The 20,337-nt window shown below is 70.6% G+C and carries 19 protein-coding genes; 11 read left to right on the forward strand and 8 right to left on the reverse strand.

The genetic code is table 11. The features are described from left to right. Positions 1-16: 16 nt before the first annotated feature. Positions 17-1,021 carry a LacI family DNA-binding transcriptional regulator gene (locus ABEA24_RS02900; protein WP_345429028.1) on the reverse strand — a complete coding sequence of 335 codons (1,005 nt, stop codon included), beginning with the start codon at positions 1,019-1,021 and terminating at the stop codon, positions 17-19. A 469-nt stretch (positions 1,022-1,490) separates the two neighbouring features. Here ABEA24_RS02900 and ABEA24_RS02905 point away from each other — a divergent pair, with 469 nt between their 5' ends. The 4 genes from ABEA24_RS02905 to ABEA24_RS02920 are packed head-to-tail and all read left to right on the forward strand — an operon-like array spanning position 1,491 to position 3,383. Beyond that, positions 1,491-1,721, forward strand: coding sequence for a helix-turn-helix domain-containing protein (locus ABEA24_RS02905; protein WP_345429029.1), 231 nt, complete (start codon positions 1,491-1,493; stop codon positions 1,719-1,721). A 44-nt stretch (positions 1,722-1,765) separates the two neighbouring features. After that, a complete protein-coding gene (locus ABEA24_RS02910) occupies positions 1,766-2,281 on the forward strand; it encodes an amino-acid N-acetyltransferase (protein ID WP_425551131.1) in 516 nt (171 codons plus the stop codon). Beyond that, positions 2,278-2,865, forward strand: a complete 588-nt coding sequence (locus ABEA24_RS02915) for an RDD family protein (protein ID WP_345429030.1) — start codon at positions 2,278-2,280, stop codon at positions 2,863-2,865. Before ABEA24_RS02910 ends, ABEA24_RS02915 begins: the two co-directional genes overlap by 4 nt. Beyond that, on the forward strand, positions 2,862-3,383 hold the full coding sequence (locus ABEA24_RS02920; RefSeq protein WP_345429031.1) for an RDD family protein: 522 nt from the start codon (positions 2,862-2,864) through the stop codon (positions 3,381-3,383). The genes ABEA24_RS02915 and ABEA24_RS02920 overlap by 4 nt, the downstream gene beginning before the upstream one ends. Here ABEA24_RS02920 and ABEA24_RS02925 read toward each other — a convergent pair. Continuing rightward, the gene (locus ABEA24_RS02925; RefSeq protein WP_345429607.1) at positions 3,369-6,650 is read right to left on the reverse strand and encodes a UvrD-helicase domain-containing protein; all 3,282 of its coding nucleotides are present in this window, start codon (positions 6,648-6,650) and stop codon (positions 3,369-3,371) included. The genes ABEA24_RS02920 and ABEA24_RS02925 overlap by 15 nt on opposite strands. A gap of 813 nt (positions 6,651-7,463) precedes the next feature. On the opposite strand from ABEA24_RS02925, the gene ABEA24_RS02930 reads away from it, so the two are divergent. The 3 genes from ABEA24_RS02930 (at position 7,464) to ABEA24_RS02940 (ending at position 11,549) form a co-directional block, all read left to right on the forward strand. Next, positions 7,464-7,784, forward strand: coding sequence for a histone-like nucleoid-structuring protein Lsr2 (locus tag ABEA24_RS02930; protein WP_345429032.1), 321 nt, complete (start codon positions 7,464-7,466; stop codon positions 7,782-7,784). A 242-nt stretch (positions 7,785-8,026) separates the two neighbouring features. Continuing rightward, positions 8,027-10,534: an ATP-dependent Clp protease ATP-binding subunit gene (locus tag ABEA24_RS02935; protein WP_345429033.1), complete on the forward strand. Its 2,508-nt coding sequence runs from the start codon at positions 8,027-8,029 to the stop codon at positions 10,532-10,534. A gap of 103 nt (positions 10,535-10,637) precedes the next feature. After that, positions 10,638-11,549: an SAM-dependent methyltransferase gene (locus tag ABEA24_RS02940; RefSeq protein WP_345429034.1), complete on the forward strand. Its 912-nt coding sequence runs from the start codon at positions 10,638-10,640 to the stop codon at positions 11,547-11,549. 10 nt (positions 11,550-11,559) lie between these two features. Here ABEA24_RS02940 and ABEA24_RS02945 read toward each other — a convergent pair whose 3' ends face one another. After that, on the reverse strand, positions 11,560-12,174 hold the full coding sequence (locus ABEA24_RS02945) for a PadR family transcriptional regulator (protein ID WP_345429035.1): 615 nt from the start codon (positions 12,172-12,174) through the stop codon (positions 11,560-11,562). 76 nt (positions 12,175-12,250) lie between these two features. Between ABEA24_RS02945 and ABEA24_RS02950 the strand changes: the two genes are divergently transcribed. Together ABEA24_RS02950 and ABEA24_RS02955 are read left to right on the forward strand one after the other, a co-directional pair. Further along, entirely contained in the window at positions 12,251-13,108 is an 858-nt protein-coding gene (locus ABEA24_RS02950) for an SDR family NAD(P)-dependent oxidoreductase (RefSeq protein WP_345429036.1), read from the forward strand. Between the two features lie 27 nt (positions 13,109-13,135). Then, positions 13,136-13,981, forward strand: a complete 846-nt coding sequence (locus ABEA24_RS02955) for an SDR family NAD(P)-dependent oxidoreductase (protein WP_345429037.1) — start codon at positions 13,136-13,138, stop codon at positions 13,979-13,981. A 16-nt stretch (positions 13,982-13,997) separates the two neighbouring features. Here ABEA24_RS02955 and ABEA24_RS02960 read toward each other — a convergent pair whose 3' ends face one another. Next, a complete protein-coding gene (locus ABEA24_RS02960) occupies positions 13,998-14,525 on the reverse strand; it encodes a DinB family protein (RefSeq protein WP_345429038.1) in 528 nt (175 codons plus the stop codon). A 20-nt stretch (positions 14,526-14,545) separates the two neighbouring features. Further along, positions 14,546-15,421, reverse strand: coding sequence for an HhH-GPD family protein (locus ABEA24_RS02965; RefSeq protein WP_345429039.1), 876 nt, complete (start codon positions 15,419-15,421; stop codon positions 14,546-14,548). A gap of 65 nt (positions 15,422-15,486) precedes the next feature. On the opposite strand from ABEA24_RS02965, the gene ABEA24_RS02970 reads away from it, so the two are divergent. Then, positions 15,487-16,155 carry a hypothetical protein gene (locus ABEA24_RS02970; protein ID WP_345429040.1) on the forward strand — a complete coding sequence of 223 codons (669 nt, stop codon included), beginning with the start codon at positions 15,487-15,489 and terminating at the stop codon, positions 16,153-16,155. Between the two features lie 8 nt (positions 16,156-16,163). Here ABEA24_RS02970 and ABEA24_RS02975 read toward each other — a convergent pair whose 3' ends face one another. Then, complete coding sequence (locus tag ABEA24_RS02975) at positions 16,164-16,733, reverse strand: TetR/AcrR family transcriptional regulator (RefSeq protein WP_345429041.1); 570 nt, start codon at positions 16,731-16,733, stop codon at positions 16,164-16,166. A gap of 94 nt (positions 16,734-16,827) precedes the next feature. Between ABEA24_RS02975 and ABEA24_RS02980 the strand changes: the two genes are divergently transcribed. Then, positions 16,828-17,676, forward strand: a complete 849-nt coding sequence (locus tag ABEA24_RS02980) for an SDR family NAD(P)-dependent oxidoreductase (RefSeq protein ID WP_345429042.1) — start codon at positions 16,828-16,830, stop codon at positions 17,674-17,676. On the opposite strand, the gene disA is transcribed toward ABEA24_RS02980, so the two are convergent. Both disA and radA read right to left on the reverse strand, forming a co-directional pair. Beyond that, entirely contained in the window at positions 17,667-18,746 is a 1,080-nt protein-coding gene (gene disA, locus ABEA24_RS02985) for a DNA integrity scanning diadenylate cyclase DisA (protein WP_345429043.1), read from the reverse strand. The two genes, ABEA24_RS02980 and disA, sit on opposite strands and share 10 nt — an antisense overlap. A gap of 92 nt (positions 18,747-18,838) precedes the next feature. Next, positions 18,839-20,239 carry a DNA repair protein RadA gene (radA, locus tag ABEA24_RS02990; protein WP_345429044.1) on the reverse strand — a complete coding sequence of 467 codons (1,401 nt, stop codon included), beginning with the start codon at positions 20,237-20,239 and terminating at the stop codon, positions 18,839-18,841. Between the last annotated feature and the right edge of the window lie 98 nt (positions 20,240-20,337).

Below are 20,337 nucleotides of genomic sequence, written 5' to 3' on the forward strand. Positions count from 1 at the left end.
TAGCCCCTTGGGCGCGTCAGGCGGACTCGCGGAGGATGAGCTCGGGGGACAGGACGACCTGCCGGTGCTCGTGCTGCTCCGAGTCGCCGGTCTCCGCGAGCGCGAGCTCGGTCGCGGTCCGGCCGAGCTCCTCGCGCGGCTGGCGTACGGTCGTCAGCGGCACGACGGCCGTCGCGGCGAGGTCGATGTCGTCGTAGCCGACCACGCTGATCTCCGTGGGCACCTTCACGCCCGCCCGTACGAGTTCGTTGATCAGTCCGATCGCGAGCAGGTCGTTGCCGCAGAAGACCCCGGTCGGCAGGGGGTCCAGATCGAGCAGCCGCCGCGCCGCCGCGCGCCCGTCCGCCGCCGTCATCTCCGGCTGCTCGAGCGTCGTCAGCGCGTGCTCGTCCAGTCCCGCGTCCCTGGCGGCGCGTACGGCGCCGTCGTGGCGCTCGCGGACCGGCCCGACCGACAGCGGGCCGGTGACGAACACGAGCCGGCGGTGGCGCCGGCCGAGCAGGTGGCGGGCTGCCAGCGCTCCGCCCGTGCGGTGGTCGACCGCCACCGAGCAGACGTCCGCGGCGGTCCGGTCGAGCAGCACGACGGCGAGCCCGCGCCCGTGCAGTTCGGCGACGCGGTCCGCACCGAGGTCCAGCGGGCTGATCAGCAGGCCGGAGACGTTCTGCTCCTCCAGGAAGTCCAGGCAGCGCTGTTCCTTCGTGAGAGAGCCGTCGCTGGTACACCAGAGGGCGTCGAACCCCTCGGCGTTCATCGCCGCCTCGGCGGCCCGGCCGACATCGCTGAAGTACGGGTTGGCCATGCTCGGGACGACCACGCCGAGGACGTGGCTCTGCCCCTGCCGGAGCTGTCGTGCGGTCTCGTTGCGGACGAAGCCGAGCTCGCCGATGGCGGCCTGAACGCGTTGCCGGGTCGCTTCGGCCACCAGATTTGGCCGATTTAGGACATTCGAAACCGTGCCCACCGAGACTCCCGCATGTATCGCCACATCTCGGATGCTGATGCGCGTCAACGCTTCCACCTTCCCGGTGAGTGCGGTTTTCGCAGGTCGACAAGGGTGAACAACTGTGGCCGATGTGTTATGTAGCGGAACGGATATGAGTGTCTACGCGTCGTAACATGCGAACCCTTGACGCCCCGCAGACGGCCGCTTAGCGTTCCGGAACGGAGCGTAGCTTGAAACGATTCACGATCTTTGCCGGATCGCTGCGCGAAAGGATGGGGGCGAGGGCGCACACATGACCCCACCCGGACACGCCGAAATCGGTCCCGGCATCAATGCCGGGACGTTTCCTCGTGCCAGCGGCTTGGCACCCGAGGCGACGTTCCCGCTCAACTCTCCAACGTATGAATCGTTACCCGGAGTTCCCGCCTCGCGCATCCTCATGCGGACGGGCGGCCGACTCCGGTCAAGCGCGCTCCGGCCTACCCGTGCCCATGCGGCGGTCGCCGCATCCCCGCAGCCATCACCCGGGACGAGGGAGGACGGAGTGGAACAGGCCACACTCACACGCCGTGGCACCGACGATCCGCGTCTGAGCGAGGACGAGCTCCGCTTGCTCGCGCAGATCGCCACAGGTGTCACCGCAGATGTGGCGGCGCGGAGACTCGAGCTCAGCGCGCGCACCTTGCGGAGGAGGCTGCGATCGATCTGTGACCGCCTAGATGTGAGTACCCCAATCGAGGCCGTCGTGTGGGCGGCACGGAGGCAGCTCATCTGATCGGTGACGAGGCAGCCCGGCGTTCCGGCTAGTGTCCCCTGTTTGTGGAGATAGCGATCCGCCGTGCCCGCGTGACCGACGTCCGGGCGATCCGGCGGCTGATCGACCTGTACTCCGGGCCGGGTCGGCTGCTGGAGAAGCCCACCGTCACCCTCTACGAGGACGTCCAGGAGTTCTGGGTCGCGGAGGACCGGGAGAGCGGTGACGTCGTGGGCTGCGGGGCGTTGCACGTCATGTGGGAGGATCTCGCCGAGGTTCGTTCGGTGGCCGTCGATCCGTCCCGGCACGGGCGTGGGGTGGGGCACCGGATCGTCGCGCGGCTCCTCGAGACCGCGCGCGAGCTCGGTGTGCGCCGCGTGTTCTGCCTGACGTTCGAGGTGGAGTTCTTCGCCCGGCACGGGTTCCGGGCGCTCAAGGGCACACCGGTCTCGCCGGAGGTGTACGAGGAGCTGCTGCGCAGCTACGACGACGGCGTCGCGGAGTTCCTCGACCTCGAGCGGGTCAAGCCGAACACCCTGGGCAACACCCGGATGCTGCTGCACCTGGAAGGTAGGGAATGAGCGAGCCATATCCGCCGTACGGCCGGTCGGCGGAGTACGCGGAGCACGGGTCGTACGGCGGCGATCACCACGGGTCGTACGGCGAGCAGGAGCCGCAGGCGGAGCTGATCCTCGCTCCGATCGCCCGGCGGGCCGGCGCGCGGCTGATCGACGCGGGGCTGCTCGGGGTGGTGGGGTTCGCGCTGATCCTGCCGTTCATGATCGCGGCAGTGGGCCTCAACGAGCCGGGCAACCACGTCAAGAACGGCGGCGGCATCTGGTCGGGCACGGCCGTCGTCGGCTGGATCCTCGTCCTGGGGATCCTGCCGTTCGCGTACGAGGCGGTGCAGCTCGCGCTGTGGGGGCAGACGCTCGGCAAGCGGGTGCTGCGGCTGCGGGTGCTCACCGAGACCGGCGAGCCGCTGACGCCCGCCCGCGCGGCGGCCCGGGCGGCGGTCAACAACGTCGTGTACCTCTTCGGCTGCGGGGTCGGCACGGTGATGGCGTACCTCTGGGCGATCTGGGACCGGCCGTTGCACCAGGGGCTGCACGACCGGCTGGCGGCCACCGTGGTGGTCGACGACCGAGAGTTCGCGGACGAGTGACCGAGGAGGCCGTCGACGCGGTGGCCGAGCCGTCGCAGCGTCTGGTCGCCCGCATCATCGACACTCTGATCGTCGGCGTGCCCATCGGTACGGGCGCGGCCGAGCTCTTCCCCCGCGAGACCGCGCAGACCGTCGTGGCGCCCATCGCCTTCGCCGTCGTCTTCTTCCTGTACGAGGCGGTGCAGCTGGCGATCTGGGGCCGTACGGTCGGCAAGCGTCTCACGGGCCTGCGGGTGATCTCCGTGACGGGGGAGCGGCCGACCGTCGTGCAGGCGATGATCCGGTCGGCGATCTACGCGCTGCCGCCCGCCGCCCGCCCGGTCCCGGTCCTCAACGTCCTCGCCGCGATCTTCTGGCTGGCCGAGAACGGCCTGCTGTTCGAGGGCTCGTACCGCCAGGCGCTCCACGACCGCGCGGCCGGCACTCTCGTCATCGACGTACGGCCGCGCGCCCTGGACGAGCCCGGCCCCGCGGAGGGGCCGGAACTCGCTGAGGAGCCGGGCTCAGATCAGCCGTAGCTGACGGTCGCGGGATCGGCGGCGGGCGGCCTCCGGGCGGGTCACCAGTTCGGCGGGGATCGAGCGCAGGAACGGCGACGGCTCCCGGCGCCGCGTGGACGACAGGAAGAGGTGCGTCTGCGCCCGCGTCATGCCCACGAAGAACAGCCGGCGCTCCTCCGCCTCGTCGCTGTCCGGCAGCCGCAGCGGCAGCAGGCCGTCCTCACAGCCGACCACGAACACGACGGGGAACTCCAGGCCCTTGGCCGCGTGCAGCGTCAGCAGCGCGATGCGGTCGGCGCGCGGGTCGTACGCGTCGACCTCGGCGCCGAGCGCCAGCTCGCCGAGGAACGCCTCCAGGTCGTCGCCGCAGCGGACGGCGAGCGGCGTGAGCAGCTCGGCCGCGGACCGCAGCACGGCCTCGTCGTGGATCTCGATGAGCGCGCCGGTGGCGGCGCGGAGCCGGTCGCGCAGCGGCCCGCCGTGGTGGCGCAGCTCGTGCGCGAGCTCCCGGACGCCCGGCCGCTTGAGGAGCCGGTCGTGTGAGCGCTTCTGGAACGGCATGCCGGCGCGCGTGAGCGCCTCCATCACCGGCTCGGACTGCGCGTCGGTCCGGTACAGCACCGCGATGTCGGAGAAGTCCAGATGGTCGGCGTGGTGGCCGTCGGAGCGCCCGGAGTCCATCGAGTGGAAGGACGCCCCGCCCAGCAACCGGTCGATCGTGCCCGTGACGTACTCGGCCTCCGCCTGGGCGTCCGCCGTCTCGTGCACCTGGATGAGCCGGTCGCCGGAACGCTGCGGGACGAGCGTCCGGCCGGGGACGAGGCTGGTGGCGGCGATCGCGCGTACGGCCCCGTCGACGATCGCGGGCGCGGAGCGGTAGTTGCGGGTGAGCTGCACCGTCGTCGCGCCTGTGAAGTCGTTCTGAAAACGCAGGAAGAAACCCACGTCCGCGCCACGGAAGGAATAGATCGCCTGGTCCGGGTCGCCGATCGCGGTCAGCCCGCCGTCGGGCCGGGTCAGCAGCCGCAGCAGGGCGTACTGCGTCTCGTCGACGTCCTGGTACTCGTCGACGCTGATCCACGGCCAGCGGTCGCGGTACGCCTCGGCCAGCTCCGGATCCTCCTCCAGGAGGCGTACGGGCAGGCGGAGCAGGTCGGTGAAGTCGGCGAGGCCGCGTTCGCGCAGCCGCTTCTCGAACTCGCTGCGGGCCTCGGACTCCTCCAGACCGCCGCCCGGCCCGTCGAACCCGGCGAGGAGCCGCCGCGCCTCCTTGTCCGAGCCGCTCATCTCCCGGGCGACGTCGAGCCGGTCGGTCTCGTCGGCGATGCGGAAGCCGTCGGTGAGCCCGGCCCGCGCGTGCTGCTCGCGAAGGATCAGCGCGCCGAGGCCGTGGAAGGTCGTCACGGTGAGCCGGGCGGCGCGGCCGGGCAGGAGCGCGTCGAGGCGCTCGCGCATCTCCTCGGCCGCCCGCCGGGTGAACGTGATCGCCAGGCAGTGCTCCGGCGGGACGCCGCGCTCGCCGACGAGGTGGGCGATCCGGTGGGTGAGCGTGCGGGTCTTCCCGGTGCCGGGCCCGGCGATGATCAGCAGCGGGCCGCCGGGATGCGCGGCCGCCGCGCGCTGGTCGGGGTCGAGACCGTCCAGCACCGACCTCCCGGAGCGCCCGTCGGGCGCCGACTCCGTGGACCGCTCGTCCGGCGCTGATTCGTCGCGGTGCCCGTCCGGCGAGGGGCCGTCGGCGGCATCGCCTTCCTCGGCGGCCTCCACGGCCTCCAGAATGTCCTGTTGCCCCTCGATAGGTGTTTCGTCCGACATGGCCTCGTCGGGCGTCTCCGCGGCCTCTGACGGCTCCGGGGCGGTGCTCTGGGACGGCGGAGGACGGTCGTCGGCGCCCGGCACGTCGAACAGGCCCGGCTCCCGTACGGCCGGCGTGGGCGCGGCGAGGGTCTCGCGCAGGTCGAGGGTCTCGGGCAGGTCGAAGAGGCCCGAGTCGTCGGGCGCGCCGAGGAGGCCGACGGCGCGCTTGCCCTCCCGGCGGAGCTCGCCGTGCTCGAAGAGCCGGATCACGCCGTACTCGCCGTCGTACCCGGCGTCGCGGATGACCTCTCCGCGCCGCAGCCGGGCGATGGCCTCGGCCAGGAGGTCGCCGCCCGCCCGCCGTACGTCGTCGAGGGGCACCTCGTCGAGGATCGCGAGCTCCGGCCCGAGCGCCGCGACGAGCTCGGCGATGTGCCCCAGCACGGACTTCGAGCGCGGCCCGACCCCGCGGATCTCGCTGACGATCTCCGGCAGCGGGATGAGGTTGCGGAAATTCGCCGCGCCCTCGGGCCGCCTTCCCTCCGGGTGGTCGGCGAGCTCGTCGACGCGGTACAGCACGCCGACGGTCAGCGGCCGGCCGCAGGAGGGGCAGCGCCCGTCCTGTGCCTTGGTCTCCTCCGGCTCCAGCCGCACGCCGCACTTGCGGTGCCCGTCGAGGTGGTACTTGCCCTCCTCCGGGAAGAACTCGACGCTCCCGGCGTATCCCTCGCCGGTCTCCAGGGCGGCGCGCAGGGCGTAGTAGTCCATGTCCGTGTCGAAGGCCGACGCCTCGCGGGCGAGCGCGGGCGGGGAGTGGGCGTCCGAGTTGCTCACGAGGCGGTACCGGTCGAGCGATTCGACCCGCCAGTTCATGAGGGGGTCGGAGGAAAGGCCCGTCTCGACCGCGAAGATGTGGTCGGCCAGATCGTCGTAACAGTCGGCGACGGCGTCGAACCCGGATTTGGACCCCAGGACGGAGAACCACGGCGTCCACACGTGCGCGGGAATGAGGTACGACCCGGGGTCGCTCTGCAACGTGATCTCGAGGAGGTGCCGGGAGTCGAGGCCGAGGATGGGCCGCCCGTCGGAGGTGAGGTTCCCGATCCTGGCCAGCGCGGAGGTGATGCGCTCGGCCGCGTCGAACGAGGGGGCATAAAGAAGGTGATGTACCTTCCGTGTACGTTCACCCTTTTTGTAGATCGTGGAGATCTCGACCGAGAGCAGAAAGCGCACCGGAGCCCGGCACGCGGGCGGTAGTGTGCGAGCGACCCGTCGCTCGAGCTCGGGCCGCAGCCGGAACAGGCCCGGTTCGGCGGGAACGAGGTTCTGCCGGAGCTCCTCCATCCATGCCGGATGCGTGAAATCCCCGGTGCCCACGACCGATACGCCTTTGCGCCCGGCCCACCAGGCCAAGTGTTCAAGGTCACAGTCCTTGCTGCAGGCGCGGGAGTACTTCGAATGGATATGAAGGTCCGCGTAGAACATCACGTCGTCGCCTGTCGTCTCGATCGTCCGACCCAACCCCATTGGATCCTGCCATGCTCGGAGACTTACGATCGCCGGATCGTGGGGCCGGGCGGATTCGCGGAGCCCCTTCGCCACAGGGGATCCCGGACTCCGCGGCAGGGCGGCACGGCGCATTCCCGTCCCGTGCTGGGGCTTAAGAGCCGGTTCGACACGGTTATTCGCCATGCCGGGAGCATCGCGAAAACGGAGGGACGGCCGGGTTTACGGGCACGGTCTCATCGCCGCAGCTCCGCCGCCTCCACCCCAGGACGCTGCGGGAACACCGGCAGTGGGCTTGTTCGTTGACCTTGGGCCTCGCGATCGGGCCGCCGAATCCCGCTGCTCCTGCAGGGCCCGATGTTCGCCGGCGCCCGGCTGGGAAAGGGGTGGGTGTCGCCACGGCGACGCGCTGCGCGACAATTTCACCATGAGGATGCACGCCCATGGGCACTGAGTCCGGGCGAGCGTCCCGTTAAACCCGACCGGAACGGAAGGCGTGGGTTGGATGTGGAAGGACCTCGCGGCGCTCGCGCCGCCTCTCACCGTGGCAGCTGCGTTCTTGGCAGGCGTGTTCTGGGTGGTGCGACGAGAGATGGGCGGTAAGCGCCGTCGCGAACGCACCCCGGAGAACCGCCGGAGCGGCCAGTAACCCCAGGGATCCGGAGCGATTGCTGGGGATAACGCTGCGTAACGGGCGTGCTAAACTCGGATCTGTGGTTCGAATTGTCATCGACCACTGTGGCGGTATATCTTTGGCAACCGAATGCAGTTTGCTCCGGTGAAAGGTCAGTCTCCATGGCAGAGCAGATCATTAAGCGCCTCATCGACGACCTCGATGGTGGCGAGGCGGAGGAGACGGTTCCGTTCTCCGTCGACGGTGTCTCCTATGAGATCGATCTCAGCAGCGACAACGCAAAGAAGCTGCGCGATTCTCTGTCGCCGTTCGTGGAGCACGCGCGGAGGGCCGGCGTGGGACGCCGCCGCCGCAGCCGTGCCGCCTCGAGCCGCGAGCGCAGCGCGGACATCCGTGCATGGGCGAAGGCGCGTGGCATCAAGGTCAACGAGCGTGGCCGTATCCCGGCGACTGTCGTCGAGGAATACGAGCGCGCGCACTGACCCGCCGCAGAGACACCACAGACCGGCCCGTTGCCCGACCTTTATCGGCGGCGGGCCGTTCGCTTGCGGCGTACGGGGAACATCCAGGGCCCGCGCGGTAGTTGGATGAGGATGAACAGCCCTAGCCCGGGGAATCTCTTCTGGTACGGCGCCGAGGCAGTGACCGCGGGGCGGGCTAGCATGCGGGAGGACAGGGTCGGACATGCCGGCCTCTGCCCGACCGCTCTGTGAGGAGCGACGAGATGTTCGAGAGGTTTACGGACCGCGCGCGGCGGGTTGTCGTCCTGGCTCAGGAAGAGGCCAGGATGCTCAACCACAACTACATCGGCACCGAGCACATCCTCTTGGGCCTCATCCACGAGGGCGAGGGTGTTGCCGCCAAGGCTCTGGAGAGCCTGGGCATCAGCCTCGAAGCCGTCCGCCAGCAGGTCGAAGAGATTATCGGCCAGGGGCAGCAGGCTCCTTCGGGACACATCCCGTTCACTCCGCGGGCGAAGAAGGTCCTTGAGCTGTCGCTGAGGGAGGCGCTGCAGCTCGGCCACAACTACATCGGGACCGAGCACATCCTGCTGGGCCTGATCCGCGAGGGTGAGGGTGTGGCGGCCCAGGTCCTGGTGAAGCTCGGGGCCGACCTGAACCGCGTCCGCCAGCAGGTGATCCAGCTGCTGCACGGGTACCAGGGCAAGGAGCCGGCGTCGTCCGGCGGCCCGTCGGAGGCGGCGCCTTCGACCTCGCTCGTGCTGGACCAGTTCGGCCGCAACCTGACCCAGGCCGCGCGCGAAGGCAAGCTCGACCCCGTCATCGGGCGAGAGAAAGAGATCGAGCGGGTCATGCAGGTGCTGTCCCGCCGTACCAAGAACAACCCGGTGCTGATCGGCGAGCCCGGCGTCGGTAAAACCGCGGTCGTCGAGGGCCTGTCCCAGAAGATCGTCAAGGGCGAGGTCCCCGAGACGCTGAAGGACAAGCAGCTCTACACGCTGGACCTCGGGGCCCTGGTCGCCGGTTCGCGCTACCGCGGTGACTTCGAAGAGCGCCTGAAGAAGGTGCTCAAGGAGATTCGCACGCGCGGCGACATCATCCTGTTCATCGACGAGCTGCACACGCTCGTCGGCGCGGGTGCCGCCGAGGGCGCGATCGACGCCGCCAGCATCCTCAAGCCGATGCTGGCCCGCGGCGAGCTGCAGACGATCGGCGCGACGACGCTGGACGAGTACCGCAAGTACCTGGAGAAGGACGCCGCGCTCGAGCGGCGGTTCCAGCCGATCCAGGTGGCCGAGCCCTCGCTCAGCCACACGATCGAGATCCTCAAGGGCCTGCGGGACCGCTACGAGGCGCACCACCGCGTGTCGATCACCGACGCCGCGCTCGTGGCCGCCGCCCAGCTCGCCGACCGCTACATCAGCGACCGGTTCCTGCCCGACAAGGCGATCGACCTCATCGACGAGGCCGGCTCGCGGATGCGCATCCGCCGCATGACCGCGCCGCCGGACCTGCGTGAGTACGACGAGAAGATCGCCGACGTGCGGCGCGAGAAGGAGTCCGCGATCGACGCGCAGGACTTCGAGAAGGCCGCCGCCCTGCGCGACAAGGAGAAGCAGCTTCTCCAGTCCAAGGCGCAGCGGGAGAAGGAGTGGAAGGCCGGCGACATGGACGTCGTCGCCGAGGTCACCGAGGAGCTCATCGCCGAGGTGCTCGCGACGGCCACCGGCATCCCGGTGTTCAAGCTCACCGAGGAGGAGACCACACGGCTGCTCCGTATGGAGGACGAGCTGCACAAGCGGGTCATCGGCCAGAACGACGCCATCAAGGCGCTGTCCCAGTCGATCCGGCGTACCCGCGCCGGCCTGAAGGACCCCAAGCGCCCCGGTGGCTCGTTCATCTTCGCCGGCCCCTCCGGTGTCGGTAAGACCGAGCTGTCCAAGACCCTGGCGGAGTTCCTGTTCGGCGACGAGGACGCGCTGATCCAGCTCGACATGTCCGAGTTCATGGAGAAGCACACGGTCTCGCGGCTGTTCGGCTCCCCGCCCGGATACGTCGGGTACGAAGAGGGCGGCCAGCTGACCGAGAAGGTCCGCCGCAAGCCGTTCTCCGTCGTCCTGTTCGACGAGATCGAGAAGGCCCACCCGGACATCTTCAACTCGCTGTTGCAGATCCTGGAGGACGGTCGCCTGACCGACGCCCAGGGCCGGGTCGTGGACTTCAAGAACACCGTCGTGATCATGACGACGAACCTCGGCACCCGCGACATCTCCAAGGGCCTGTCCGTCGGGTTCGCCCGCGACAACGACGAGCAGGGCTCGTACGACCGGATGAAGGCGAAGGTCAACGAAGAGCTCAAGCAGCACTTCCGGCCTGAGTTCCTCAACCGTGTCGACGACACCGTGGTCTTCCACCAGCTCACGCCGAAGGAGATCATCCAGATCGTCGACCTGATGATCGCCAAGGTGGACGAGCGGCTGAAGGACCGCGACATGGGCATCGAGCTTCGCCAGGAGGCCAAGGACCTGCTGGCCGAGCGCGGGTACGACCCGGTGCTGGGCGCCCGTCCGCTGCGCCGCACGATCCAGCGGGAGATCGAGGACAACCTGTCCGAGAAGATCCTGTACAACGAGCTGCGCGCCGGCGAGATCGTCATCGTCGGTGTCGAGGGCAGCGGCGAGACGGCGAAGTTCACCTTCACCGGCGAGCCCAAGCCCGGCTCCGTCCCCGACTCCCCGCCCCCTGCGGCCGAGTCCATCAACCACCCGTAACCCGGTACGACGTCAGAGGCCCCGCACTCCGAATGGAGCGCGGGGCCTCCGCCATATCCCGCACTGGGATCCGCCGACTGCCGGGTGAGGCGGAGTCGGTTCGGTGGACCCGCTGTCGGGCGGTGTGCCGTGGATTAAGATCATTTACTCCAGGACGCTGTACGGAAAGGTCGCGCGTGGGGATGAGCGGGATCAGCGCCGGCAACGGCTCGACCGGGCGGTCCAAGTGACGGATCTGCGGACCGATATCGCGCATTCGGCGCGGATCTACGATTACATGCTGGGCGGCAAGGACAACTTCGCGGCCGACCGTGCGGCCGCCGACGAGATCGTCAAGCATCTGCCCACGTTGCCGGTATCCATGCGGGCCAACCGCGACTTCATGCTGCGCATGACTCGTTACCTGGTCCGTGAGATGGGCATCCGGCAGTTCCTGGACATCGGCACCGGCCTGCCGACCTCGCCGAACCTGCACGAGGCCGCTCAGGCGATCGCGCCGGAGACTCGCGTCGTGTACGTCGACAACGACCCGATCGTGCTGGCGCACGCCCGGGCGCTGCTCACCAGTTCGCGGGAGGGCGGGACCGCCTACATCGACGCGGACCTGCGGGACAGCAAGACGATCCTCGAGTCGGCTCAGCTCCGCGACACCCTGGACCTGAGCCGCCCGGTCGCGCTCACCCTCATCGCGATCCTGCAGTTCTTCACCGACGAGGACGAGGCCCACGAGGCCGTACGGGCCCTGGTGGAGCCGCTCGCGCCGGGCAGCGTGCTGGCGATCTCGGTCGTGCCCGACGCCGAGCGAGAGAGCCCGCTGTCCGACGGCGTGGCCGCCTACCGTTCCCAGGGCATCCCGATGAAGATGCGCACCAAGGCCGAGACGGAGCGTTTCTTCGACGGCCTGGACCTCATCGCGCCGGGCGTCGCCAAGGTCACCGAGTGGCATCCTGACGAGTCGGCCGATCCGGACGACCGGGTTCCGCACATGTACGGCGGTGTCGCGGTCAAGCGCTGATCGCCGGGCCTCAGGCGCCGGCTTCGGCGGTCGGAGGTGCCTCAGGGGCGTCTTCGGTGGCCGGTACGGCCGGGGGGACGGTCTGCGCCCACTCGGCCCAGTCGGCCAGCGCCTGATAGATCCGGACGGCCGCCTCCACGGCCACCCGCATGGAGCGGGTCTGGGGGGCGGTCCCGAAGTCGCCGCGGTCCTTGGCCGCCGCGTACCCGCGCGCCATGTCGGCGACCTGGGAGAAGAACTCCTGCTCGCGGCGTAGGTGCGCGTGGAGGTCGTCGGTCTCCATGAGCCAGAAGAAGAACGACCGGAGCACCGATTCGGTCCGGAGGGTGTGGTCGACATCCTCCTCGGTCAGCCAGCGGCGGACCTCGGCCAGCCCGGCATCGGTGATCCGGTAGGCCTTTCGGCCGCGCGGGCCGTGACTGTCCACCTCGATCATCCCGGCGTCGGCGAGCCGGGACAGCTCGGCGTAGATCTTCGGGTGCTGGGCCGGCCACACCGGGCCCAGGTGCTCCTCGAAGCGCCGGGCCAGGTCATAGCCGCTGGCGGGCCCTTCGGCGAGCAGTCCGAGCAGCCCGTGCCGCAGTGACACTCCGTCACCGTCCTCCCTCGCGATCCGTCGGTCCATCTTGACATGTCCTCCAGCACGCCTGATGATCGTCATGTCCCAAGGTACATGTCCCAAAGTACATGTGAGGTTGATCATGAGCCGGACAGGGAACGGGCGGGCCGTCTTCATCACCGGGGCCGCCGGCGGCATCGGCACCGCGACGACGCGGGCCCTCGCCGAGCGGGGCTACCGCGTCTACGCCGGCGTACGCGGCGAGACACCGCACTTGCAGGAAGCCGGAGGCGTCCAGCAGATCCGCGTCGACGTCACCGACCCGAAGAGCGTCGCGGAGGCCGCCGCGGAGGTCGCGCGGCTGCAGGACGGCCAGGGCCTCCACGCCGTCGTGAACAACGCCGGCATCATCATCCAGGGCCCCTTGGAGCTGGTGCCGGCCGAAGATCTGTACCGCCAGTTCGCCATCAACGTCTTCGGTCCCGCCGAGGTCACCCGGGCGTTCGCGCCACTGCTGCGGAAGGCGCACGGTCGCCTGATCAACATCAGTGCGCCGTCGGCCGTCGTCCCCCTGCCCTTCGCGAGCCCCATCTCGGCGAGCAAGGCGGCGCTCGACGCCCTGTCCGACGCCACCCGGGTGGAGCTCGGGGCTCAGGGCGTCGCCGTGATCACGGTCGTCCCCGGTGCGATCGACACGCCCATCTTCACCAAGGCGGAGGCCGCCGCCGAGTCCGCCTTCGCCGACGCCGATCCGGCACGGCTGGCGATCTACCGGTCACGGCTGGAGGCGGTGGCCGCCGCCATGGCGAAGATGCGGACGTCCAAGCCGGAGACGGTCGCCGACACGATCGTGAAGGCCATCGAGGCCACCAGGCCGAAGACGCGGTACGTCGCGAACACCGACGCCCGAGCGGCGCTGGTCCTGTCCCGGCTGCCCGTCCGGCTCCGCGACCGGGTGCTCACCGGCATCCTCGGCCTGCGCAAGGCCGAGGCCGCCTGATCCGGTCACGTCTGAGAGGAGAGACAGATGACGAACTCTGGGATCGCCCTGGTCACGGGCGCCACCGCCGGGCTCGGCCGCGCGGTCGCCACAGCCCTGGCCGAGCAGGGGATGCACGTCCTCGTGCACGGCCGGGACGCCGAACGCGCTGCGGGCGTCGTGGAGCGGATCGAGAAGGCGGGCGGAACCGCCCAGGTCCACCTCGCCGACCTCGCCTCGCTCGCGCAGGCCCGGGACCTGGCCGACCGGGTGAGTGCGGAGCACGGCTCGCTGCGGCTGCTGGTCAACAACGCCGGCGTCGGGGCCGGGCGCCCGCCCTACCGCCGGCGGCGCCTGAGCGCGGACGGCCACGAACTGCGCTTCGCCGTCAACTACCTGGCCCCGGTGCTGCTCGCCCGACGGCTCGCACCGACCCTGCGGAAGGGGGCACCCGCCCGGATCGTGAACGTCGGCTCGGTCGGACAGGCCCCGGTCGACTTCGCCGACCTGCGTATGGACGCCCACTACAGCGGCACTCAGGCGTACTTCCGCAGCAAGTTCGCGCTCGCAGCCTTCACCTTCGACCTCGCGGACGAGTTGGCCGACGACGGCGTCACCGTCAACTGCCTGCATCCGGCGTCGCTGATGAACACCCACATGGTCCGCGAGGCGATGGTCCCGCCCATGTCGACCGTCGGCACGGGCACGAAGGCCGTGATGAACCTGGCGGCCGGCCCGGCCGGAGGCGCGGTGACGGGCCGCTACTTCGACGGCACGAGCGAGGCCAGGGCGCACGAGGGAACGTACGACCCGGCGATCCGGTCCCGGCTGAGCAGGGTCACCGCCGAGCTGCTGGCACCCTTCCTGACGGACGACGACCGGGCCGCCGGGTAGGTCGGGCCACGACCGGTCAGTGGCCGGTGGCGCCGTCGATGCGCTCGCGGAGCAGGTCGGCGTGGCCGTTGTGGCGGGCGTACTCCTGGATCATGACCGAGTAGACCCACCGGAGGCTCATCTCGACCTCGCGGCGTGGATCGAGGAACGTCTCGTCGAGGGAGCGCCCCGACATGACTCGGCGGACGAGCTCGATCTCGCACAGGTACGCGGCGAAGTCCTCCTCCGCGTCGGCGGCGTCGACGTCGAACTCCGCGTCCAGGTCGTCGTCGGTGACGTACAGGTAGCCGGCCCGCTCTCCGGCGAACCGGTACCGGAACCAGTCACGCTCCACCTCGGCCATGTGGCGGACGAGGCCGAGGAGCGACAGGTTCGACGGCTCGACGCAGCGCCGCTTGAGCTGCTCGGCGGTCAGCCCGGCGCACTTCCCCAGCAGCGTCCGCCGGTGGTGGTCGAGCCAGGCCTCGGCGCTCGTGCGCTCATCGCCGGTCACCGCCTCGTAGGGAACGGGATCGCGGTCGATCTCCGGTGCGGTCCAGATCATGTCTCACCAGCTCCACGGGGTCAGCGGGGGAGGGCGAAGCGGCCGTCGTCGAGGGGGTCGATCAGGCCGTCCTCGATCAGCGACGAGAGGGCGCGCTCACGCTGCCGTACGTCGTCCCAGGCGTCGTCGAGTGCGGCGCGCTCCACAGGGCCGCTGGCGTGCCGGAGAACGGCGAGGAGGCGGCCCCGGCACTGGCGGTCCGTCCCGGCGTACGTCTGACCCTTGCGCGCCGGGCCGTCGTACGCGGGCTTGCCGGCCAGCCGCCAGGCGCAGGAGGCGGTGACAGGGCAGTCGGCGCAGCGCGGCGTCCGGGCGGTGCACACGAGCGCCCCCAGCTCCATCACGGCCACGCCCCAGGTCGCGGCCGTCTCGGCCGCCTCGGGCAGCAGCGACTCGGCGAGGCGCACCTCGGCGGCGGTCTGCGTCTTCGGCGGGTACTCCACGCCGGTGACCATCCGGGCCAGCACCCGGCGCACGTTGGTGTCCAGGACGGCGTGCCGCTGCCGGTACGCGAAGCTCGCCACCGCCGCGGCCGTGTACGCGCCGACGCCCGGCAGCGCGCGCAGGTCGTCGTGGGCCGACGGCACCTGCCCGTCGTGGCGCTCGACGATCGCGCGGGCGCTCGCGTGGAGGTTCAGCGCGCGCCGGGGGTAGCCCAGCCGTCCCCAGGCGCGCACGGCCTCGCCGGGCGGCTCGGCGGCCAGCGCGGCGGGCGTCGGCCACCGGGTCAGCCACGCCTCGTACGCGGGCAGCACCCGGGACACGGGGGTCTGCTGCAGCATGATCTCGCTGACCAGAACCGCCCACGGAGAGGCGTCCGGGCGCCGCCAGGGCAGGTCCCGGGCGTGCTCGGCGTACCAGCTGAGGATGGGTTCGGCGTAGCTAGGTCGGTGCATGGTGATTCGATCCTGACACGGCGGGTCGCGGTACCGCGCATTGATCGAAAAAGGATACTGAGCGTATGGACTCCGACACGCAACGAGACCAGGGGGAGGCGGACGCCTACTGGCGCCGCCGGGTCTACGTTCTGGCCGGGGGGATCACCGCCATCGGCCTGATGGCGTGGGCCTGCTCGGGTCCCGACCCCAAGAAGCCGACGTCCCAGATGCGCAACGCCGCGGCCACGATGAGCCCGTCGGCGGTCGTCGTGACTCCGGTGACGACCCCGGCGTCTCCGGCGTCGCCGGCGTCTCCGGCGGCCACTGTGACGGTCACGGTCACGCCCACGGCCGCGATCGCCGGGAAAGCGCGCAGCGGGGATCGCTGCGCCGACGCGGACATCGTCGTCGCGCTCACGCCGACCAAGGACGTCTACCGGAGCGGAGAGCACCCGCGGTTCCGGCTCAGCGTGGTGAACACCGGGCGCCGGGCCTGCACCTTCGACGTGGGCGCGAAGGCGTTGCGGCTCCGGATCACCTCGGGCGCGGACCCGGTCTGGTCGTCCGACCGGTGCGCGGACGGCCCGCCGTCCGACATCCGGCTCCTCCGGCGTGGCGTCCCGTACATCACGGACGTCGACTGGGACCGTACGCGCTGCGGCGGCGACTCCCGCGCGCTGCCGGGGACGTACGTGGTCACGGCCAAGGGCCGCGGGATCCGTACGGACGGCCAGGTCTTCCGCCTGCGGTGAGGGTGTGTTCAGTCGTCGGCGAGGGCGGCGACCATGCGGGCCACGAGCGTCCGCGTCTCCTCGAAGGCGGCGTCGCTCAGGGCGGGCGAGCCGATGAGCGAGCGCATCACACCGAGGCCGAGCAGCAGAGCGCCCACCAGTTCGGCGCGTAGGGCGGCGTCCGGGCCGCCCATCCGCTCCGCGAAGCCCTGGAGATAGTCCGCGCAGATCCGTTCGCGCAGTTGGTCGCGTATTGCCGTGCGGCCGGAGGAGCGCAGCATCACCAGGAGCGGGTGCTCGCCGTCGAACTCTTCCCAGTCGGCGAAGACGACGTCGTGGAGCAGGCCGTCGGTGATGTGGGTGATCGGGCGGTCCGGGTCGCCGAGCCGGCCGGCCGGGACCTCGACGGTCACCGCTTCGCCGTAGAGCCGGTCCTTCGAGCCGAAGTAGCGGAAGACCAGCGCGGGGTCCACACCCACGTCGCCCGCTATGTCGCGTACACCCGTGCCGTCATAGCCGTGCTGGGCGAAGCGCAGACGGGCCGCTTCGAGCAGTGCCGCGCGGGTGGCCGCCTTGTCGCGGCGCCTGGGCTGGGTCATGAAGTCAGCATAAGTCATCAGTCGTTGACTTGATGTGAGGCCTCGCCTAGCATCCCTTGTCATCAATCGATGACTTATGGCGGAGGGGCCACGCATGCGCACGTACGTGATCACTGGCGGTACGGACGGGATGGGCCGGGGGCTGGGGCTGCACTTCCTCCGGCGCGGAGACCGGGTGATCGCGGTGGCGAGCGGGGAGACCAAGGGCCGGGCCTTCCTCGCCGAGGCGGACCGGCTCGGCGCCGCAGACCGGGCCGTGTACGTACGGGCCGATCTCAGCGCCGTGGCGGGCATGCGCAGGACCATTGACGAGGTGATGGGGGTCACCGACGCGGTGGACGGGCTGGTCTTCGGAGCGCAGCGCTTCCGCCCCGAACGCGAGGAGACCGAGGACGGCCTCGAGTTCACCTTCGCGCTCGCCTACCTGAGCCGCTTCGTGATCGGTCACGGTCTGATGGAGCACCTGGAACGCGCCGACGCGGCCGTCATCATGAACATCGCCGGACCCGGCGGTATGCCGGGCAAGATCAACTGGGACGACCTTCAGTTTCGTGAGGGGTACAAGGGGATGCGGGCCGCGATGCAGGCCTCCCGCTGCAACGACCTGCTCGGAGTCGGGTTCGCCGCCCGGCATCCGGCCGCCCGGACCCGCTACGTCCTCTACAACCCCGGCTTCGTGGCCACCGCCATGGCCGACCCGCTGCCGCAGCCCCAGCGGGCCGTCACCAAGGCGCTCGCCCGGTTCTTCGCGACGCCGGTCGACAAGGCGATCGTGCCGATCGCCGGCCTGCTCGACGACCCGCCCGGGCCCGTCGTCACCGCGTTCAAGCGCGGCACGCCGCTCTCACTCACCGGCAAGGATTTCGACCCCGCCGCCGCGGAGCGGCTTCACCAGGTGACGACGGACCTTCTGGCGCCGATCACCGCCAGGGATCAGACATAGCGCTCGAGGATCGAGGACTCGGCCAGGCGGGACAGGCCCTCGCGGACGCTGCGGGCGCGGGACTCGCCGACGCCGCCGACCGACTGCAGGTCGTCGATGCTGGCGGCGAGGAGCTTCTGCAGGCCGCCGAAGTGCTCGACGAGCCGCTCGACCAGCAGGCTCGGCAGGCGGGGGACCTTGGCGAGCAGGCGGTAGCCCTTCGGGCTGACCGGCGTGTCCAGCGGGTCGTTGCCGCCGAAGTCGAGGACCTCGGCGACAGTGGCCAGATCGAGGAGCTCGTTGGCCGAGAGCACGTTGAGCGCCTCGAGGATCTCCGCGACCGAACGGGTGGGATTGTCCGGCTGGTAGTCGCGGACGATCAGCTCGCGGTCCACGTCGACGCCGGAGACCAGCTCGTCGAGCTGGAGGGACAGCAGCCGCCCGTCGGTGCCGAGCTCGACGACGTAGCCGTTGATCTCGTCGGCGATGCGGCGGACCATCTCCAGGCGCTGCACGACCGCGCTGACGTCGCGGGCGGTGACGAGGTCCTCGATCTCCAGCGCCGACAAGGTGCCCGACACCTCGTCGAGCCGGAGCTTGTAGCGCTCGAGCGTGGCGAGGGCCTGGTTGGCGCGGGACAGGATCGCGGCGGAGTCCTCCAGGACGTAGCGCTGGCCGTCGAGGTAGAGCGCGATGATCCGCATCGACTGGCTGACCGACAGCACCGGGTAGCCGGTCTGGCGGGCGACCCGCTCGGCCGTGCGGTGCCGGGTGCCGGACTCCTCGGTCGGGATCGTCGGATCCGGCATGAGGTGCACGCCGGCCCGTACGATCCGGGTGCAGTTGGCGTCGATGACGATCGCGCCGTCCATCTTGGCGAGCTCGCGCAGCCGGGTGGAGGAGAACTCGACGTCGAGCTCGAATCCGCCTGTGCACAGCCCGGCGACGACGCGGTCGTACCCCATCACGATGAGCGCGCCGGTGTGGCCGCGAAGAATGCGTTCCAGCCCGTCACGGAGCTGCGTACCCGGAGCGATGCCGGCAAGGGTTGCGCGGCGTCGCTCGTCTTTGCCCTTGTCTTGTGCTGGCACGTGACCCCCGGAGGTCGCTGGACGGCGGTCAGTTTATCGGTGAACGCGGAAAGCCGACCCCGCTCCCCTCGCTCGGTCGTGGCGCGCCCGCCTCACGCGTCCGCGCTCGCGGCGGCGAACGCGATGCCGAGCGCCGTCCACACGTCATCCACTTCTGCCACTTGCATACCCTCATCCGTCACGATCGTGCCACTGGTCCGGCCGTTGGTCGGATCGAGTGAGCCGCCCGGAACGATGGCGCGCCGGTAGCCGAGCCGGGCCGCCTCGGACAGGCGCCGCTTGGCCGCCTGCACGCCACGGACCTCGCCGGCCAGCCCGACCTCGCCGAAGGCGACCAGGTCGGACGGGAGCGTCGCGTCGTTGGCCGCCCCGGTGACGGCGAGCGCGACGGCCAGGTCGACGGACGGCTCGCCGAGCCGCACGCCGCCCACCGTCGCGGCGTACACGTCGCGATCGTGCAGCTTGACGCGGCAGCGGCGCTGCAGCACGGCGAGCATCATCGCGACCCGGGAGGAGTCGAGCCCGGACGTCATGCGCCGGGGGTTGGCGAGCGGCGACGGGGCGACCAGCGACTGCACCTCCGCCACCAGCGGCCGCCGGCCCTCCAGCGTGACGGTCACGCAGGTGCCCGGGGCGGGCTTCTCCTGGCGGGTCAGGAACAGGCCGCTGGGGTCGGCGAGCCCGATGATCCCCATCTCCGACAGGTCGAAGCAGCCCAGCTCGTCGGTCGGGCCGTAGCGGTTCTTCACCGCACGGATCATGCGCAGCCGGCTGTGCCGGTCGCCTTCGAAGTAGAGCACGACGTCGACGAGGTGCTCCAGGACGCGGGGGCCGGCGATCGAGCCGTCCTTGGTCACGTGGCCGACGACGACCGTGGTGATGCCGCGCTCCTTGGCGACCCGGATTAGGTTGGCGGCCACCTCGCGGACCTGGCTGACGCCGCCGGCGGCGCCGTCGATCTCCGCGGAGCCGATCGTCTGGATCGAGTCGACGACGATCAGCTCGGGCTGCACGGCGTCGATCTGCCCGAGGACGGCGGCGAGGTCGGTCTCGGCGGCGAGGTAGAGGCGGTCGGCGACCGCGCCGATCCGGTCGGCCCGCAGCCGGACCTGCTCGGCCGACTCCTCGCCCGTGACGTACAGCGCGGTGCCCCGGCCGGCGTGCAGCGCCGCGACCTCCAGCAGCAGGGTGGACTTGCCGATGCCGGGCTCGCCGGCCAGCAGCAGCACCGCGCCCGGCACCATGCCGCCGCCCAGCACGCGGTCCAGCTCGTCCAGCCCGGTGGCGGTGGTCTGCGCGGCCTGCACGTCGACCTCGCCGATCGGCCGGGCCGGCGCGCTGACCGGGCCGGGCGTCACGACCCGCGCGGGCTTGGCCGCGCCCGCCACGTCGACCGTGCCCCACGCCTGGCACTCCCCGCAGCGCCCGACCCACTTGGACGTCTGCCAACCGCACTCGGCGCAGCGGTACGCCTGCTTAACGCTCTTCGCCATGCCCGCGACTGTACGGCCCGCCGACGACAAATGAGAGTGACCTTGGTGGCCGAGGGTGACATAGTAGTCACCGACCGACTCCGGACAGGGATGTTGAC

This window comes from Actinoallomurus vinaceus (genome assembly GCF_039542055.1).
GTDB classification, from domain to species: Bacteria; Actinomycetota; Actinomycetes; order Streptosporangiales; family Streptosporangiaceae; genus Actinoallomurus; species Actinoallomurus vinaceus.